Raw genomic sequence first — 17,765 nt, 5'->3', positions numbered from 1 at the left:
TTCAGCCCTCGCTGCGCGAGGCGAAGGCGTACATCAACCTGCCATCCGCTACGTGCGCAATATGTGCATTCCCGTCGATGTCGAAGTCAAGGCTCGCCCACTTGCCGCCATCAGCCACATCCTGAATGGCGACACCGTTGCTGCCAACCCTGGTCGCGAACCTCAGCGTGCCGCCGGAGCCGTAGGCGACACAGAACCCGTTGTGGTGGCTGATACCCGGCGAGGGCCACACGTCCACACCGTCAACGTCACTCGCCACGGTCCCCACGGCCGGCAGCCCTGGGCCGTTACCGAACATGAAGACTTTGATCGCGCGCTCATTGCGTTCGTAGTACGTGACGATTCCCTCACCGGTGATCGAGTGCGCCACAGCCGGGAACTCCCCCAGGATGTCGCCTCCGACCGCCTCCCTCGTCTCCATCTCGTCGGGCCCGTCCTCGAAGTCCCGCTTGATCGTCGACAGGCGTAGCCGCCGCCTGTTGCCGCCTGGCAACTCGTCGAAGGCGGCGATCCACAGGTTGTCCTCGGGGTCGAACTCAAGGGTGGCGAACCAGCCTTTCTCGGTGCCGTCGGACTCGTCGACCTTCACGACGTTCTTCTTCCAAACGGGACCAGACGCCGGGTCTGCGCGCCGCCTTTGCTTGCTCGCGTGCCACAGCGACAGACCCGCCTGATAACACAGGTGGGGCGCCCACTTGAATGCCTCGCCCCCTTGCTCCGGGACTTCGAAGAATCCGGGGTAGAGCTTCAGGGCCGGGAACCTCACGGCGCCGGGAAACAGCCCGGCCTCCGTCGGCACCTCCTCGAGTTGCCAACTCGCCCGCCGGACCCCGTAGATCAAATGGTCCGAAGCCGCGCTCACATAAGCGATGTGTGGTTCGGAACCGCCGTCGAGCGCGAGCGCGACACGATAGGTGTCGCGCGTGGCCAAATCACCGGGTACTTTGCTCAACAGCCATTCGTTGTCCACCCGCTCGGCCAGCATCACGGCGCCGGAGTCCGTGGCGTAGGCGATCGAGGGCTGGTTCCCTTCGCCCGTCGCCAGGCACACCTGGCCCCTCACAGCGCCGGATTCGTCGACACGTTCGGTGAAGAATTCGAAGGGCATGGCACATATCCTTAGTCTGTGACTAACCATGACCGAATCGCACATTGTAGGGGTGCCCCTCGTGCGCCGGCCCCCGTCGCCCCCATGGCGTCCAGCGGGATCCCCATCGACGTGTACAGCGGGTCTAGTGGAATTGCGATGACGTCATTCCCGCTGGGCTGCACCCTTCGGTCCTCCTACCAGGTTAGGTCCGACATGTTGGGTACGACGATAAATCGACTGATATTAGTGAGATCAGCACCGCCGCTCGCACGTGGTCCACCGGCGGCACGTTCCAGCTCGGCCCCCGTCCATCTGCGGGGCTCGAAGATGCAGCCATCCAACCTCCCAGATTGGGAGCGGCCGCCGACGACGGGGCTTCCACGCGACGGCGACGCAGGGACAACCCACCCCGGTAGACCTCTGGCGTACTCTATCGCCACGTTTGACTGCTGATGTTTCACAGATCGCGTTCTCGCGGACCAAGTTGCGCGATTCAGTCGTTCCTCCATCCGACCCCACCTAAGCTACGCAACATGTCGGACACTTATAGTGAAGAGAGCACGTTGCCCGCCCAACTAAACGTTCTTGGATCCCGGCTAGCCGAAGCACTAAACACCTCGCCACCAGCCACGAAATCAATCGCTGCACTGAACACGCCGCTGCCACCATCCACGGAAGAAAAGATAGACCTTCTCGAAAGTCACCTACGGACCTCACTGGCCGAAACGACGGACATGGGTGTCGATCCGATCGACTTCTCGGCCACCTCTGAGTCATTCGCCGAGATCCTAAGGTTCGCCCGAGATGCCCGCGCGTTCGTCGCCGTTGAGACGAACTCCGACGTCTTCACACTGTCCCCCTGCGAGACCGCCGTCGGGGCCGGAATCTTACTCATCAGCGTGGGCTGCGGAATTCATCCCATAGCGGGATTCATCGGCTTCGCAATCGGCGTCGAGCTCCTGTTGGAAAACTGCGGCTGAACAAATCAGGATCGCAGTTGGTACGGCAGCCCGGCTTACCGGGCTCGCACCGGCGTGATCAAAGTTCTGGCGGCCAGGCCGATCCGCCAAGTACCCTGTTCGCTGCGGGAGCGGCTACCTGACCGGACACCGAGGCACCGCGTTCGGGAGGACGATGTGAGGGCACGGCTTCGGAAGCTTCACGCCCACAACCGGACGTTTGTGTGGAAGGCGTGGATCGGTGAGGTAGTCGGTGATCGGGGTTGCCGTCGCTGTATTCGGGTGCGAATCTGGGGCGCGGGCAAGAACAGCCGTGCTTTGCAGGTCGACCTGCTCTCCACGGCGCCGCCAGGGCCGTGGGGTGAGCCCTGCGCGGCGGATGGCGCCTACCCGGATCAGCGAGACGTGCAAGCGGTCATCGACTACGCCCTTCAGCAAGGCTGGGAGCCAGACATCGTTGGTGGGACTTTCGTGCTCAGCGGAGTGCAGCACGCTCGGGCCTTGGCGTTGCCGGCCTTCGTCATCACCGACGGGTCACCGAGCGGTGCTGTTGATGGCGGGCAGCCGCGTCGTAGCGCGGAGACCACTCATCCAAGATCTTGAACAGCTACGTAGCGGTCGGTGAGTGGTTGTCGGATCGGTAGAGGTCATGTTGCCCATGGGATTCTCGGGTAAGGGAAGTTTGACTGTCGTGGCCGTGTTCGCACTCTGGCGGTGCGAGTCAGGCGGATGGCCGTGCAAGCCCTGACCAGACTAGAGACTTTCGGATCGGGGTGGGCCCCAACCGGGTACTGCGGTCTATCTTCCCCAGATCGTCATGTACCGATTGCGGTAGCCATTGTCCGGTTCCCAGTACGTCGCGTCCCCCACGTTGGCGGTGGTCGTCAGGTGGACAGGCGGGACGAAGTTGCTGCTTGGCTGGTGCGCGATCGCCCGGTTCAGTTCGTCGATGATCTGCCAGCCCTGTTGGAGCAGCGGCTCCGGTACGGTGGCCGCTTCGTACTGGCGGTTGCGGATCCGTTCGAACGCCACGGGGTCACCGTCGCCCGCCCCGATGTTGTACGGAGGACCAGCTCCGTGCTTGTCGGCTTTGCGCAGCGCCGGGGCCGCGTCGGCGAAGTAAAGGTCGTTGATGGCCACGGAGTGCGTCCACGAGTCACCGAAGCGGTCAAGCAGTGACGAGATGTGCCGCGGCGTACGCGTACTGCCTTGGGGAATCGGAATGTCCTCAGTGGACAGGAGTTGTATCCCGGGACATGCTTGGAACGCGGCGGTGATCAGTTGAGACTTGTGTTTGGCGAACGGGATGGACGCGTCGGTGAAGACGACGACGCCGGCAGTTCCGCCGGAATGGCGGATAATCCACTGGGCGCTGATCCTCGCGACGTCCTCAACCTTCGTGGTTATGTTGGTAAACAGCTTGGGGTTCCTGCTCGGCCCGGGCGAGTCGACGGCGTGCCAACCGACCACCGGTATGTCCTTGGCGTTGGCTTCCTGTAGCTGTGCCGCCGCGACGTTTGGGTCGAACCCGCCGATGATGACCCCATCCGGATTGAGGGCGAGAGCGTGCTTGAACGCGCTCTGGATTCCACTGGGCGAACCCTGCCCATCGATCAGCTCCAGATTCCACCCGACCGCGTGAGCTGCCTCAACGGCTCCCTTGGCGACGCCCGCAACCCCGGGGTTGGTCATGATCTGCGCGATGTACACCACGGTCTTTCCGGTCGGAGCGGTGGGACCGGTGGTCGGGCCGGTCCACGGGACCGCGGTCACCTCGGCCGCGACCACGGCCGCTTTGGCATCGGCGAACGCTTCGGGACAGACAGCCCCATTTGCCGCCGCGAGCGGCGACGCGTCGCGGTCGGGGCCGCGGGTACAGCCGGCTAGCGCCGCAGACGCGACGACGACAGCGGCGACTACGCGGGACCGGCGTGTGCGTTGGGTCGCGTGAACCATTTGGTCAACTCCACCGCGGGCATGGGTCGCCCGATCCAATATCCCTGCATGTCGTCGCAGCCGAGGTCGATCAGACAGCGCCACGCTTCGGCGCTCTCCACACCCTGTGCGACAACCGTCAAACCCAGGTTGTGCGCGACCCGCACCCAGCCGCCGACGATGGTTCTAGCGAGAGGGAACTCGACGACGGTTCCGGCGAATCTCTGGTCGATTTTTACTCGCTGTACCGGAGCTTCCGCCATGACCGACACCGCGCCGTACTCGGCGCCGAATTTGTCCACGCACAGACCCACGCCGGCGTCGTGCAGGCGCAGCATCGCCGGGATGGCCCGCGCCGACTCGCGTACCAGGATCGCCTCGGCCACCTCCATTTCGAGCACGGACGGCGGCAGGCCACAGTCGGCCGCTACCGTACGGACCATGTCCGGCAGCGAGTCGTTGTACAGCGTGCGCGCCGAGATGTTGACCGACACGTTGACCTGTACCCCGTCCGCACGCCACGCGGCGCACTGCCGGGCGGCCTGGCGCAGCACCCACCTCGTCAACGCCGTCGTCAAAGAGGTGTGCGCCACCGCCGGGATGAACATGGCGGCCTCCAGAAGCCCGCGTTGGGGGTGGTGCCACCGCGGCAGGGCTTCGACCGATCTCACGGCAGCGCCCGAACCGCGGACCGGTTGGTAGAACAACTCCAGTTCATGGCCGGCCAGCGCGCGGCTCAGCTGCGACAGCGTGGTGACCTTCGGGTCCGGGGGTGCGGTCTGGGGTGTTTCGGCATACTCGGCCACCCCGTCACCGGAGTGCTTGGCGTGGTACATCGCCTTGTCGGCCCTGCTCAACAGGTCGCTCAGATCTCCGCCGTCGTCCGGCGCCCGTGCGATGCCGACGCTCGCGCCGACCTCCAGTTCGCAACCCGCGATCATCAGCGGCTGGCTTATGCGGTTGCGGATCTCGATCGCCACATCGCGGGCCACCCCACGGTCGGTCAACGGCCCCAGGAGTACCGCGAACTCGTCCCCGCCGAGCCGGACCGCGACACTCGCCGGCCCACTCGCCTGCTGGATGAGCTTCGCGGCGGTGACCAGCAAGTCGTCACCGGCGGGGTGCCCAAGGGCGTCGTTGACTGGTTTGAAGTTATCCAGATCGATGAGCAGGAGGGCGGTCGGCCGCTCCGGCGTGGATCGGGCGAGCGTAGGGGGCGCGACGCGGCGCAGCAGCAGGCGGTTGCCGAGACCGGTCAGGGCGTCGTGCATGGCGGCGTGATCCTGCCGCAGCTGATGTCGTCGGACCTGGAGGATGCCAGCCAGGGCGAGCAGCAGCACGATCGCACCACCGGCGTAAACCAGATTCATCGACTGGGCTACCGGTCCATCGACCTGGTCGCGGGGCAACACTACTTGGGCGACAGCGTCCATGATGCCGTCGCCGTTGGCGTCGTACGGGTGGTAGACAACCACGGTGTCAGCCGCTCCGATGTCTGTCACCGCGAAGGGCTCCCCCATCCGAGCCCGCGCCACGACGCTCGGAGACGGTGTGTAGACCGCACTCGGCTCGCCATCGCTGTACACGACCCGCGAGGTCGCGAGCGACCAGATCGAGAGGTTGACCACCTCGCCGCGGCGTTTGAGCATGGTCACATCGGCGTTCAGGGCAGCGGCGTTGACCGGGTTCGTTCCGTGTGTGATGTCGGTCAGCGTCAAGCTCCGGTCAATGACGAGCGAGTTCAGGATCGCCACCCCGTGGACCGCGTTCTGCAGAGCCCGGGACCGAATTTGCGCGCGCACGGCAAGAGTAGCGATGGCTACCGTCAAGATCACCAACGCGACCACCGCCACCAGCACGCGCCACGACGTGAGGGCCCGCGGTTCGGGCAAGGCGGGAGATCCCACAGGGAAAGAGTACGACTTACCAGGTTTTATAGCACCTGACCCATCAGAGATTTACGCGAAGAGAATCCGATTTGTCACGTTTCGCCATGGCGCCGAGATCGTCTTTCGCTCCGCATCAACGGCATGGCGGTCCAGGTTCGGGAAGGGCAGGCGAGCAGGGACCACGGCGGAACGGGCCGGTCGCTTTCGATCAACGCCGCGCAGGCGCCACGAGCGCGCAGGCTGACGGGTCTGGCCGGTGCCGGCACCGAGCAGTGCGAGGTGGTGATGGCCGTGCCCGAGAAGATGCTCGGCGGCATGCTGCGCTCGTCGGGTGTCTGAACCCGCCGTGGCGATGGGTCACGTCGATCTGGCTCGACTGGTCTGTGGCGCTGCGCGCCCGAAGCCAGCGTGCTCGCCGGGTCAGGACGTGGGCAGCTCTAGGCAGGAGCCGCAGAATCCGTGTGGGTCCGGTGGCGGTATCTCGCCCTCGACATAGAAGACACTCTTCATGACGAGCGGGTCGGTCGTACGGATCGGCTCCATCGTGGCGGAGCCGTCGTCCGGAAACGTCACGCGGACGCAGGCGATCCGGTCGCTGAGGGTACGCATTGCGCACACTCCCATCTGCTCGCCTTGGGGCTTTGAGCGGAAGACGCCGGCGAACATGGTCGGCCGGTTGGGCTCGTAGCTCACCACCAGGTGCGAGTATGCGAACGCGATGGAGAAGGGAGACGGCGAGAAGACGACCAGTGCGAACTTGGGGTCGCCCAGAGACGGCGCGCACGGCGTGACATAGCCGCGGAGCGCGGTCTGCTTGTCGTCGACGCTCGTCTCGATCCCAGTGAACTGCCCGGTCGCGCAGGCCGCCGGGAGCCAGGGTTGGGCGGCCTGCGCCTGCGACGCTGTGCCGAGCGTCAGCGCCAGGATTGTCGTGAGCGCGGCGGCGACGCTGATGACTGGCCGCACGAGCGGGTGTGACACGAGAATCTCCTCAGGTTTCCTTGGGGCCGCTGTCGCCGTAGCGCGGCGGTTGGGGTGCGGCGCCGGCCGCGCCGAGCAGCAGGGCGAGCTGGAACCGGTTCTCGACTCCGAGGCGGTCCATCAGGCTTCGCATGGTGTAGGCAACGGTGCGGACGCTGAGCCGCAGTTCCTGCGCCGCCGACTGGTCCGTGTATCCCATGGCGAGCAGGCGCACCAGTGCCAGCTCCCGGTTGCTCAGGTCGATGGGTGGTACCCCCGGCTCCCGCGGATCGACCCGTCGGCCCACAGCCGGTCGAACATGCCCGCCAGAGCCCGCACGACCGGCGCGTCGGCGACCTCGACGTAGCCCTTTTCGAGGTCCAGAGTCATCAACTTCAGCGCATGCGTCCCCAGCTCCCGGTACATCCCACCGGAGCGGCCCAGAGCCGTGGCGAACCCGCTCAACCGGTCACCGTCGCTTGGCGGCAGGCCGAGCACCCGCAGCGGATGCCGTGCGCCAGCATGCTGCGTCCGGCGGCGATGAGAGGCGACGCCCGCAGGCGCCACCGTTCGAGGGCCGAGTCGGGAGTACCGCGTTGCCGGAACGTGTGGAGCACCCGCTCCAGCGTCACCGCTTCCCACACCAGACCGTCCCTCGACCAGTACCCGGCGTTCGTGGCCGTGCGGATCAGCCCGGGAACAACCTCCGTCGACAGCCCCAACGGACTCCCTATCGCGAATCCAGTCCTACTCCCTTGTGGAGGACAGGAGATCACCTTCGGATGGACCTGTGAAGACGAAGCCACAGGCTTGCATGTTCCTGCAATCCGTCGTGTTGGGGCGGGGCTGGGCAGGCTTGACGGGACGTCCAGGGTCCACAATTCTCGGTGACAGGCAATGGCGGCTGTGGCAGTGGGCACGGCGGCGCGGAGGGGGCTGCATGCTGGGTGAGGTCACGCTGCCGGAGGCGTTCACGCGGACGGCGCGCCGGATGGGGGACCGGGAAGCCGTCACCGACACCGCGACCACCCTTTCTTACGCCGCGCTGGACGCGCGTTCCGACCGGCTGGCGGCCGTCCTGACGACGACGGCCGGCGTCGGCCCCGGTGACCGGGTCGGACTGTACGCCGGGCGGACTGTCGAGCTTGTCGTCGGGATCCTCGGAATCCTCAAGGCCGGGGCGGCCTACGTACCGTTGGATCCGACGTATCCGGTGGAGCGGTTGCTGTTCCTGGCCGCGGACGCGCAACTGGCCGCGATCGTCGCCGACGGCACGACCCCACCCACGGAACTCGGCGACCGGCCGGTCGTGCGTACCGACGAATCCGTGCCCCCGGCCGGCGGCAGCCCGCCGGGACGGGTGATCGGACCGACCGACCTGGCATACCTCATCTACACCTCGGGTTCGACCGGGATGCCCAAGGGGGTCATGGTCGAGCACCGGCACGTCACGGCCATGCTGGACGCGGCGGCCGGGGTCTTCGACTTCGCCGCCGGGGACGTGTGGACCCTGTTCCACTCGTACGCGTTCGACTTCTCGGTGTGGGAGCTGTTCGGGGCGCTGTTGCACGGATCCCGGCTCGTGGTGGTGTCCCGTGACGTCGCCCAGTCACCGGAACGGATGTGGGACCTGGTGGTCGGGCACGGGGTCACCGTACTCAGCCAGACCCCTTCGTACTTCCAGCAGATGGTGGCCGCCGACCCGAGCCGGGACGGCGTCCGGCACCGGCTGCGTTACGTCGTGTTCGGTGGCGAGCAGCTGCGGTTCGACAGCCTGCGGCCCTGGTACGAGCGGTACGGCGGGACCGGCCCGACGTTGGTGAACATGTACGGGATCACCGAGACCACGGTGCATGTGACGGCCCGACCAGTAGCGGCGACGGACGTCGGCCCCCGCAGCCTCATCGGGGAGCCGCTGCCGCACCTATCGCTGCGACTGCTCGACGACGACCTCCGGGACGTGCCACCGGGTCGGCCAGGCGAGATCTGGGTGGGCGGGGCCGGAGTCTCCCGCGGCTACTGGCGGCAGCCGGCGCTCACCGCGGAGCGGTTCCAGCCGGACCCGGACGGTCCACCCGGGTCCCGCCGGTGCCGCAGCGGTGACCTGGCCGTCGTCGGGGCGGACGGCCAGCGGGAGTACCGGGGTCGTGCCGGCGACCAGGACCGTGGGGCGCTGGCCACCCTGCCGGTGCCGGTCGACAGTGTCCCGCCACCCGCATTGTCGCCGGTGGAGCAGACGTTGCACGACGTCTGGTGCGAGATCCTCGGCGTCGAGACGGTCGGCCTCGATGACGACTTCTTCGCCGCCGGCGGCGACTCGATGGTGGCGATCAGGGTGGCGTCGGCGTGCGCGGCGCGGGGTGCCCGGTTCGACCTCACCGATCTTCTCCGCGGCCGGACGATCCGTACGCTCGCACGGCGGGTCGCGACCACCACGACGGAACCGGCACCGACGGCACCACTGAGCCTGCTCAGCTCGGACGACCGTCGCCGCCTACCGGACGACGTCGTCGACGCGTATCCCCTGACGGCGTTGCAGCTCGGAATGCTGTACCACGCGGAGGGCACCGACTCTCACAGCTACCACAGTGTCAGCAGCGCAGTGGTCAACGCCAGCTTCGACGGTGACCGGATGCAGCGGTGCCTCGCGGAGCTGGTCGCCCGGCACGAGGCGCTGCGCACCTCCTTCGACCTGCACACCTGCGATGTGCCGGTCGCGCGGGTGCACCGGCATGCGACCGCCGAGCTCACCGTCACCGACCACAGTGGAATGTCCGCCGCGGCGCGGCGGGACGCGGCCAAGGCGGCATGGGCCGCCGAACAGGACCGCAAGGTGGACTGGCGCGTCGCACCCATGGTCCGGTTCGCGGTGACGGTCCTCGGTCCGGACGCCTTCCGGCTCACCTGGTCCGAACACCACGCGGTGCTCGACGGGTGGAGCAGCGCCAGCTTGTTCGCCGAACTCGTCGCCCGATACACCGACACGTCGCCCGCCACCACGGCCACCGGCCCGCTGCCACCGTTCCGTGACTACGTCGCCGCAGAACTCGCGGCCCGCGGCTCGACGCAGGCACGTGACTTCTGGACCGGTTACCTCGCCGCCCCGGCCCCGCGTGGTCTCACGCGCGGTGGTCGGCCGGCCGACCGCCGCGTCACATCGCTCGAACTGCCGGTGTCCACCGAGGTGTCGGGCCGGTTGCGGCAGATAGCGCGGGTTGCCGCAGTGCCGCTGAAGTCGCTGCTGCTGGCCGTACACGCCGCCACGCTCGGCGCGTACACCGGTGCCGCTTCGGAGGTCGTGGTCGGGCAGGTGACGCACGGTCGGCTGGGTTCACCCGGTGGCGACCGGGCACTCGGGCTGTTCCTGAACACCGTGCCGCTGCGGGTGCCGGTGCACCGTGGGTCGTCGTCCTGGCTCGAGTTGGCAAGGGAGACGGCGGCAGCGGAACGGGAGATGCAGCCGTACCGCCGGTACCCGCTGTCGGACATCCAGCGGGCTGCTCCGCACCGGCCGCCCCTGGACAACCTGTTCCACTTCACCGACTTCCACGTCCAGGACCGGCTGGTGCAGTCCGGTGTCGTGGCGACCGACAGCTTCCGCACCGCCAGCGACACCCACTTTCCGTTGACCGTGGAGGTCGCGGCCGTGGCCGGCACCGGTCAGCTCAGCGTCCTTCTGCAGGGCCGCCGTGACTACTGGCGCGTCGAAGACCTGCACGCGTTCGGTGCGGTGTTCCTGGACGGCCTCGCCGCGCTCACGGCCGCTCCCGACCAGCCGCCACCCCGGCGCCGCCCGGCCGCGGCACCACCGACCGACCACGCCGACCAGGCCCGCACCACCATCTGCGACCGGATCGCCGCCACCGTACGTCGGCACCCGGACCAGGTCGCGGTCGCCACCAGCGACGACGCACTGCCCTACCGGCAGCTGTGGCTCCGGTCCGGCGCCGTGGCGGCGGCGCTGCGGGGCACCGCCGGTACGGTCGTCGCAGTGCTGCTGCCCCGCACACCGGACCTCGTGGTCGCCCTCCTCGGGGTGCTGCGGGCCGGCGCCGTACTGCTGCCAATCGACCCGGACCAGCCAGCGCTGCGGATCGCACAGCTGCTCGACGACGCCGGCGCCACCGCGGTGGTCGGTGACCCGGCCACGCTGCACCATGCGTCCGGCCGTCGGGCCGTGGACGTCACCACGGTGGACGTCACCGACGCGACCGGCGACGCCACGGCACCGGTCCACTGTGCTGACCTCGCCTACGTGCTGTACACCTCGGGTTCGACCGGAACACCGAAAGGCGTCGCGGTCGAGCACCGGGCCCTCGCCGCGATCGCGGACGCCGTCATCGACCGGCTGGGCCTGTCGGCCGACGACGTGGTGCTCGGCTGGACCACCGTCGCGTTCGACATCGCCATCGTGGAGCTGCTATTCGCCCTGGTCACCGGCGCGCGCGTGGAGCTGGTGACCGACCGCGAGGCGGACGACCCGGTACGGGTGGCCCGCCGCATCGTCGCCGGTGGCGTCACGGTGGTGCAGAGCACGCCGTCCCGACTCGCGGTGCTGGTCGAGGCGGGGTGGCGCGGCCAGGCGACGGTCGTCAGCGCCGGTGAGCCGCTGCCGCCGACGCTGGCCGGCGACCTGAGGGCCAACGGGTGCGTGGTGTGGAACGGCTACGGCCCGACGGAGGCGACCATCTACGCGACGATGCACCAGGTGACGGGCGAGGAGACCGGTTCGGTACCGATCGGTCGGCCTCTTCCCGGCGTCGACGTATCGATCGTGGACGAGCGGGGCGCGGACGTGCCGCCCGGCGTCGGCGGTGAGCTTCTCATCGGCGGTGTCGGGGTGGCGCGCGGATACCTCGGCCAACCCGCATTGACCGCCGACCGGTTCCGGGCTGCCGCGGCCGGCACCCGCCGGTACGCCACCGGGGACATCGTGCGGTCCCGTCCCGACGGTCTCCTCGAGTACCGGGGGCGCCGCGACCACCAGGTGAAACTGCACGGTGTCCGGATCGAGCTCGCCGAGGTCGAAGCCGTCGCGGCGGGTCATCCGGCGGTGGCACGGGCGGTCGCGGCGCTCGTTGCCGACGACGGCCGCACGCACCTGGTGGCACACATCCAGCCGGCCGGAGACGTGGGCGCCTGCAACATCGATGCGCTGCGCCGGTTCCTGCAGGAACGGCTGCCGCGGGCGATGGTGCCGGCACGGTTCCACGTCCACACCGCGCTCCCGCTCACACCCAACGGGAAGGTCGACCGTCGTCGCCTGCTGACCGACAATCCGCCAGTGCCACCCGAGCCCGGCGGCGCCGATCACGACCCGCCGCGGGAGCCGTGGGAGACACTGGTGGCCACGACGTGGCAGCAGGTGCTCCGGGTGCCTGTCGTCCGGCGACACGACAACTTCTTCGCGCTGGGTGGCGACTCCCTGCAGGTGGTCCGGCTCATCGGTCGGCTCAGCGGACGCGGCGCGGCGCTCGACATCGCCGACGTCCTCAACAACCCGACCGTCGCCGGGCTGGCGGCCGTCCTCGCCGGTTCCGCCGACGCGACGGCGGCCGGCCGGCAATGAGCCCCCGACGGCCGGTGGTGCTCTCGACCGTGGCGCAGCCGGGCCGACCGAGAGCATCGCCGGTCTCGAACCGCTTCTGCGGTGAGGTCAGGTGCCAGACAGCATCTCGACCAACGGCGCGGCGGCGTGCATCTGGCCGCCCATCACCACGATGTAGCTGAAGCCGTAGCGCTCCCGGCGGTACCGGATCTGGTCGGCGATGTCGTCTACCGACCCGACGAGCACCGCCGGCTGCTCCGCCACCTGGGACGCGGACAGCTTCATCGACCGTGCCAGGCTGTCGAGGACGGTGCGGCGGTTGCGGGTGATCCAGAGGATGCCGATGCCGATCTCCAGTTCCAACTCCGGAAACCGGGGACCGGCGCCGACACGTTACTGGTCGGCCCGCCATCCCGCACCCAGACCCAGTTCCAACCGGCCGTCGGTGAGCAGGTCCACGGTCGCGGCCTCGTGGGCGAGCACCATCGGATGGCGGAAGTCGTTGGCGAGCACCAGGGTGCCCACCCGCAACGTCGTAGTGGCGTACGCCGCCGCCACCAGGGCGGGCAGCGGCGCCAACGGGCCGACGAGGTGATCGGGCACGACGAGCGTCGCGTACCCCAGCGCCTCGGCCTGCCGGGCGATCCGGTCCCAGGCGTGCCGGTCGGTGGCCTCCCCCACCTGCACGCCAAAGCGGAACGGTCGGGTCACGGGGCGCCGTCCAGGGGGTCGGCCACCGGCGACGACGTCCCCATCACGCCCCGATCGCCAGGACCTCCCGCATCCTGTCCCCGAAGAACGACGTCATCGCCGCGTCACCGCCGCTGTGGGCGTCGTCGAACTGGTCGGTGAAGGCGGCCATGGCCGAGTCGGAGCCTTCCGGGTGGGGGAAGTCGGAGGAGAACACCACCGAACCGGTGCCGAGCAGCTCCATCGCCTGGTCGATGGCGTCGCCGGGCTGGGCGGCGATCAGCACCTGGCGGCGGAAGTACTCACTCGGCTTCAGCGGCAGCCGCCACTTGCCGGTGATCTGTCGCAGCACGTGGAGGTCGAGGAGGCTGTCGAAGCCCTCGACCCAGGCCGGCGCCCACTCCGTGGCGCCGAACTCCTCGATGATGATGTGCAGGTTCGGGTGCCGCTCCAGCAGACCGGAGGCGATCATCGCGGCCGACACCATCTGCGGCACCACCGGCTGGATGCTGGCGAGGACGTAGCCGACGTCTGCCATCTGGTCACTGCCGGTGTGGTACCAGCCTTCGTCGACGACCGGGCAGCCCAGGAACCCGATGTGCAGGATGCCGATCATGCCGAGCTCGGCGGCCGCCGCCCAAACCGGCTCGAAGTCCGGATGGGCGATGGACTTGTTGTCGATCGGCCGGCCCGGGATCAGGAACGCCCGGCTACCCAGCGCCCGCATCCGGTGCAGTTCCGCGACCGACCACTCCGGGTTCTCCCACCACAGCAGGGTCGTCGGCACCAGCCGGTCGGTGTGGCCGTGCAGGACACCGGCGGCCCACGTGTTGTACCCCCGGATGGTACGCGGGAACGTCTGCGGCCCGAGGTGGCGAGCGATCCGCCCGATCGTGGTCAGCCCGACGGCCGGGTTGACGAACTGGATGTCGATGCCGTTGTCGTCGAGGTGCTTGATCCGTTCGTCGGGCCGGTACCCCGCCCACGGGTAGACGGCACCGCGGAACTGGCTGTTGCGCAGCGCCCGCGTGGCCTCGGCGAGGTCGGTGAACCCGCGGGCGAACTGCTGCGCGGCCCGGGTCGGAACGGGCAACCCGTTGGTGGTCTTGGCGATGACGTCACGGGGGGCGTTGTCGGTGAAGAAGGTGAACAGGTCCGCCGTCGAGGTCTCGAACAGCCACGATGGCGACACCTCCTTCGCCAGTGGCGCGTCCACCTCGACGAGCCACTCGGGCGGCTCCTGGAAATGGCTGTCGACATCGACGACCAGTGGTTTCATGGCGTTCACTCCTTATCGGCGGCGGTGGCCGGGGCGGTGCGGGACGGGACGGTGGTGTCATCGGGCGCGAGGCTCGCGGCCAGTTCCGCGATGGTCGGGTACTCGAACACGGCACGCAGGTCGATCTCGTCGGGCGCCAGGTCCCGTTCGATCATCCCGACGATCTTGGTGGCCAGCAGCGAGTGGCCGCCCAGCTCGAAGAAGTTGTCGTACACCCCGACACCGTCGACCCCGAGCACCTCGGACCAGATCGCGACCAGGGTCCGTTCGACGGCGGTACGGGGGGCGGCGTACGGGGACTCCAGTTCGGGCCGCGCCGGTCGGGGTGGTGGCAGCGCCCTGCGGTCGACCTTTGCGGAAGCGTTCTTCGGAAGCTCCGCGAGCATCACCCACGACGCCGGGACCATGTAGTCCGGCAGCTGCCGCAGCAGGTGCGCCCGCAACGCCGCCGCAGTCGTCGTCGCCTCGCCACCGTCCGCGGTGGGCACGACGTAACCGACCAGGCGCTTGTCACCGGAGTCGTCCCGGACCACCACGACGGCCTCGGCTACCTGCGGGTGCGCCAGCAGACAGGACTCGATCTCGCCGCACTCGATGCGGTAGCCCCGTATCTTCACCTGGTTGTCGCCGCGGCCGAGGAACTCCAGCACGCCGTCGGGTGTCCAGCGTCCGAGGTCACCGGTGCGGTACAGGCGCCCGCCCGGCCGACCGGAGAACGGGTCCGGCGGGAACTGCTCTGCGGTGGGTCCCGGCCGGTTCAGGTACCCCCGTCCGATGGACCTGCCACCGACGTAGATCTCGCCGGGGGCGCCGACCGGCACGGGGTTCAGATATGGGTCCAAGACGTGGATCTCGGTGTTCGCGACCGGGGTGCCGATCGACGGCGGCCGGTCACCTCCCGTACCGGGGACCCGGCCCGCGGTGGAGATCACGCTGCACTCGGTGGGGCCGTAGTGGTTGACGACCTCGAACGGCAGCGAGGCCGGCGGGTACTGCATGAGCCGGTCCGAGCCGGTGAGCAGCAGCCGGAGCGACATGTCAGCGGCCCGCGGGTCGCGGAACAGCCGCTCGGCGAGCTGCACCGGTAGGAAGGTCACAGTGATCCGCTCCGCGGCCAGCCACTCGACAACGGTGTCGCTGGTGGCGCGGGCCTCGTCAGGGGCGACCACCAGGGTCGCCCCGGCTGCCAGCGCCGGGCCGATCTCCCACGCGGACGCGTCGAAGGTGATGCGGCTGAACTGGCCGCAGCGGTCCCCCTCACCGAGCCGGTACTGGTCGAGGTGCCACGCGACCAGATTCGCGTAGCCGCCGTGCGGTACGCACACACCCTTCGGCCGACCGGTGGAGCCGGACGTGTAGATCACGTAGGCGGCATTTTCAGGGCGGACCGCCACCGCTGGCGTGTCACCCGGCTGACCGGTGACGTCGGCGCTATCGATGCGGACGATCTCACGGCCGAGTTTGCCGACGACCTCCTCCGGTACCGCGCTGTGGGTGACGACGACGCCGGCACCGCCATCGTCGACCATGAACACCAGCCGGTCCACCGGGTCATCCGGGTGCAGTGGCAGGTAGGCCCCGCCCGCGGCGAGAATGCCGAGCACCCCGACGACCATGTCGACACCCCGCGGCAGGCACAGCCCGACTACGCTGTCCGGCCCGACGCCGCGGGCCCGCAGCGCGTGTGCCAGCTGGTTGGCACGGGTCCGCAACTCGCCGTACGTCAAGGAGTCCGGGCCGCACACCACCGCAGTCGCGTCAGGAGCAGCGACGGCACGGGCGTCGACCAGTTCGTGGACGGTCCGCTCCGGCACCGGCAGCGCGGTGGCGTTCCACTGCGCGATCTGGTGCCGGTCGGTGTCGGGGAGCAGTTCCAGCCGCGACACCGGGGCGTGCGGGTCAGCGGCAGCCGCTGCCAGCAGCCGCAGATACGCGCCGACCATACGGGCGACGGTGGCAGGCGCGAACAGGTCGGTGGCGTAGCGCAGCTCGCCGTCCCAGCCGCCGTCGGCACGTGGCGCGACCCGCAGCTCGATGTCCATCAGGGTGGCGGCTGGCGCGACGTCGACACGTTCCACGGACGCTTCCGGCAGCGTCGGTGTGGCGTCCGGTCCGGAGATCCCGAAACCGACCTGTACCACCGGGTTGCGGCTCAGGTCACGGGCGGGTGCCAGCTCCTCCACGAGCTGTTCGAACGGCACGTCGCCGTGCCCGGTGGCCTCCGTGACGAGGGCCGCCACGCGCTCGGACAGCTCGGCGAACGACCCGGCGACGCAGTCGGCGCGCACCACCACCGTGCCGGCGAACGGACCGATCGCGGTGTCGACGTCGGCATACCGTCCATCGGTGTGCAGCCCCACCTGTACGTCGTCGCGCCCCGTGTACCGGGCAAGCAGCAGCAGGAAGCCGGTGAGCAGCGCCGTGGCGCCCGACGACAGCGCCAGTTCGGGGATCGCGAAGCGGTGGCGGCCGGCGGCGAAGCTCGACAACGCCGGCCGGGTGTGGTCGGTGGGCAGCTCCAACGCCGCCGGCGCGTCCGCGAGCCGCTGCCGCCAGTACTCCCGCTGCCCGTCGAGCGCACCTGAGGCCAGCCAATCCCGCTGCCAAACCACGTAGTCGGCGTACTGCGGTGACGGCGCCGCCGCCGGGTCGCCGCCGTAACGGGCGCACACCTCGGTGACGAACTGCGCGGCCGACTGCTCGTCGGCCGCCAACTGGTGGACCGCCACCGCCAACAGGTGGTCGCGGGCCCCGGACCGGAACAGGGCGCACCGCAGTAGCGGACCGCGACCCACGTCGAACGGTTCCCGACCCCAGCGGGCCGCCGCGTCGGCGGCCTGTGCCTCGTCGGTGACGTCATGGACCGGCACCTGGACGTCCACGGTGTCGGCGACGGTCGGCCGCGGCCGTCCGACGACACCGGGAAACCTGGTCCGCAGCACAGTGTGCCGGCTGACGACAGCCTGCACCGCCGTGATCAGCCGTTCGACGTGGAGCGGACCGCGGATCCGGTACGCCACCACGGTGGTGCCGACCGGGCTGTCGGGGCGGACCTGGCCGAGGAACCACCACCGCTTCTGCCGCGGAGACAGGGGCACGTCGCTGCCGTCGGCGGCACCGGCAACCAGGGGCGGCGGGTTCGGTTTTGCGGAGTCCTTCACCATCAGACGCGATCCTTCGGTTTCAGCTGGCGATGGTCGGGGCGTCGGCGGCGCGCTCGCGGACGCTGCGGGGACGCATGTCGGTCCAGTTCTCCTCGATCCACGCCAGACAGTCCTGGCGCGGCCGTGCCTCGCCGACGGCCTCCCAGCCGGCTGGCAGGGCGCGGTCGGCGATCCAGATGGAGTACTGGTCCTCGTGGTTGCGGACGACGACGTACGGCGTCGTGTCGGCGGCGTCCTGGTCGGTGGGCACG

15 protein-coding genes are annotated in these 17,765 nt (G+C 69.1%); 3 read left to right on the top strand and 12 right to left on the bottom strand.

Features of this window, described 5'->3' with window-relative positions:
* Position 1: 1 nt before the first annotated feature.
* Complete coding sequence (locus V6V89_RS06700) at positions 2-1,108, bottom strand: hypothetical protein (protein ID WP_334618085.1); 1,107 nt, start codon at positions 1,106-1,108, stop codon at positions 2-4.
* Between the two features lie 515 nt (positions 1,109-1,623).
* Here V6V89_RS06700 and V6V89_RS06695 point away from each other — a divergent pair.
* Positions 1,624-2,070, top strand: coding sequence for a hypothetical protein (locus V6V89_RS06695; protein WP_334618084.1), 447 nt, complete (start codon positions 1,624-1,626; stop codon positions 2,068-2,070).
* Positions 2,071-2,847: 777 nt separating this feature from the next.
* Here the strand turns inward: V6V89_RS06695 and V6V89_RS06690 are convergent.
* Entirely contained in the window at positions 2,848-4,005 is a 1,158-nt protein-coding gene (locus V6V89_RS06690) for a substrate-binding domain-containing protein (RefSeq protein ID WP_334618083.1), read from the bottom strand.
* Entirely contained in the window at positions 3,966-5,891 is a 1,926-nt protein-coding gene (locus V6V89_RS06685) for a putative bifunctional diguanylate cyclase/phosphodiesterase (RefSeq protein WP_334618081.1), read from the bottom strand. The genes V6V89_RS06690 and V6V89_RS06685 overlap by 40 nt, the downstream gene beginning before the upstream one ends.
* 123 nt (positions 5,892-6,014) lie before the next feature.
* Here V6V89_RS06685 and V6V89_RS06680 point away from each other — a divergent pair, with 123 nt between their 5' ends.
* Positions 6,015-6,212, top strand: coding sequence for a hypothetical protein (locus V6V89_RS06680; RefSeq protein ID WP_334618079.1), 198 nt, complete (start codon positions 6,015-6,017; stop codon positions 6,210-6,212).
* An 81-nt stretch (positions 6,213-6,293) separates the two neighbouring features.
* Here V6V89_RS06680 and V6V89_RS06675 read toward each other — a convergent pair whose 3' ends face one another.
* The 4 genes from V6V89_RS06675 to V6V89_RS06660 form a co-directional block, all read right to left on the bottom strand.
* Positions 6,294-6,854, bottom strand: coding sequence for a hypothetical protein (locus tag V6V89_RS06675; RefSeq protein WP_334618077.1), 561 nt, complete (start codon positions 6,852-6,854; stop codon positions 6,294-6,296).
* A 10-nt stretch (positions 6,855-6,864) separates the two neighbouring features.
* Positions 6,865-7,068 (bottom strand): helix-turn-helix transcriptional regulator, encoded by a 204-nt coding sequence (locus V6V89_RS06670; protein WP_334618075.1) that lies wholly within the window; start codon positions 7,066-7,068, stop codon positions 6,865-6,867.
* A 20-nt stretch (positions 7,069-7,088) separates the two neighbouring features.
* A complete protein-coding gene (locus tag V6V89_RS06665) occupies positions 7,089-7,223 on the bottom strand; it encodes a hypothetical protein (RefSeq protein WP_334618074.1) in 135 nt (44 codons plus the stop codon).
* A gap of 71 nt (positions 7,224-7,294) precedes the next feature.
* On the bottom strand, positions 7,295-7,555 hold the full coding sequence (locus V6V89_RS06660) for a hypothetical protein (protein WP_334618073.1): 261 nt from the start codon (positions 7,553-7,555) through the stop codon (positions 7,295-7,297).
* A 218-nt stretch (positions 7,556-7,773) separates the two neighbouring features.
* On the opposite strand from V6V89_RS06660, the gene V6V89_RS06655 reads away from it, so the two are divergent.
* Entirely contained in the window at positions 7,774-12,402 is a 4,629-nt protein-coding gene (locus V6V89_RS06655) for an amino acid adenylation domain-containing protein (RefSeq protein ID WP_334618072.1), read from the top strand.
* 87 nt (positions 12,403-12,489) lie between these two features.
* Here V6V89_RS06655 and V6V89_RS06650 read toward each other — a convergent pair whose 3' ends face one another.
* Genes V6V89_RS06650 through V6V89_RS06630 form a run of 5 tightly spaced genes read right to left on the bottom strand, consistent with a single transcriptional unit; the run spans position 12,490 to position 17,764 of the window.
* Positions 12,490-12,744, bottom strand: a complete 255-nt coding sequence (locus tag V6V89_RS06650; protein WP_334618071.1) for a hypothetical protein — start codon at positions 12,742-12,744, stop codon at positions 12,490-12,492.
* Positions 12,745-12,774: 30 nt separating this feature from the next.
* Positions 12,775-13,092 carry an LLM class flavin-dependent oxidoreductase gene (locus tag V6V89_RS06645; RefSeq protein WP_334618070.1) on the bottom strand — a complete coding sequence of 106 codons (318 nt, stop codon included), beginning with the start codon at positions 13,090-13,092 and terminating at the stop codon, positions 12,775-12,777.
* 43 nt (positions 13,093-13,135) lie between these two features.
* Positions 13,136-14,350 carry an amidohydrolase family protein gene (locus V6V89_RS06640; protein WP_334618069.1) on the bottom strand — a complete coding sequence of 405 codons (1,215 nt, stop codon included), beginning with the start codon at positions 14,348-14,350 and terminating at the stop codon, positions 13,136-13,138.
* A 5-nt stretch (positions 14,351-14,355) separates the two neighbouring features.
* Positions 14,356-17,514 carry a non-ribosomal peptide synthetase gene (locus V6V89_RS06635; protein WP_334618068.1) on the bottom strand — a complete coding sequence of 1,053 codons (3,159 nt, stop codon included), beginning with the start codon at positions 17,512-17,514 and terminating at the stop codon, positions 14,356-14,358.
* Between the two features lie 19 nt (positions 17,515-17,533).
* The gene (locus V6V89_RS06630; RefSeq protein ID WP_442935084.1) at positions 17,534-17,764 is read right to left on the bottom strand and encodes an MbtH family protein; all 231 of its coding nucleotides are present in this window, start codon (positions 17,762-17,764) and stop codon (positions 17,534-17,536) included.
* Position 17,765 lies beyond the last annotated feature (1 nt).

The organism is Micromonospora sp. CPCC 206061, from assembly GCF_036906915.1.
GTDB lineage: Bacteria > Actinomycetota > Actinomycetes > Mycobacteriales > Micromonosporaceae > Phytohabitans.
The sequence above is the reverse complement of the archived record's forward strand: the minus strand, read 5'-3'. Positions and strand labels throughout refer to the sequence as shown.

Excerpts from the sequence above, each read along its gene's own strand:
- V6V89_RS06680 (WP_334618079.1), top strand. The coding sequence starts at position 6,015 with ATGGCGGTCCAGGTTCGGGAAGGGCAGGCGAGCAGGGACCACGGCGGA.
- V6V89_RS06665 (WP_334618074.1), bottom strand. The coding sequence starts at position 7,223 with ATGACTCTGGACCTCGAAAAGGGCTACGTCGAGGTCGCCGACGCGCCG.
- V6V89_RS06635 (WP_334618068.1), bottom strand. The coding sequence starts at position 17,514 with ATGGTGAAGGACTCCGCAAAACCGAACCCGCCGCCCCTGGTTGCCGGT.
- V6V89_RS06700 (WP_334618085.1), bottom strand. The coding sequence starts at position 1,108 with ATGCCCTTCGAATTCTTCACCGAACGTGTCGACGAATCCGGCGCTGTG.
- V6V89_RS06690 (WP_334618083.1), bottom strand. The coding sequence starts at position 4,005 with ATGGTTCACGCGACCCAACGCACACGCCGGTCCCGCGTAGTCGCCGCT.
- V6V89_RS06695 (WP_334618084.1), top strand. The coding sequence starts at position 1,624 with ATGTCGGACACTTATAGTGAAGAGAGCACGTTGCCCGCCCAACTAAAC.
- V6V89_RS06640 (WP_334618069.1), bottom strand. The coding sequence starts at position 14,350 with ATGAAACCACTGGTCGTCGATGTCGACAGCCATTTCCAGGAGCCGCCC.
- V6V89_RS06655 (WP_334618072.1), top strand. The coding sequence starts at position 7,774 with ATGCTGGGTGAGGTCACGCTGCCGGAGGCGTTCACGCGGACGGCGCGC.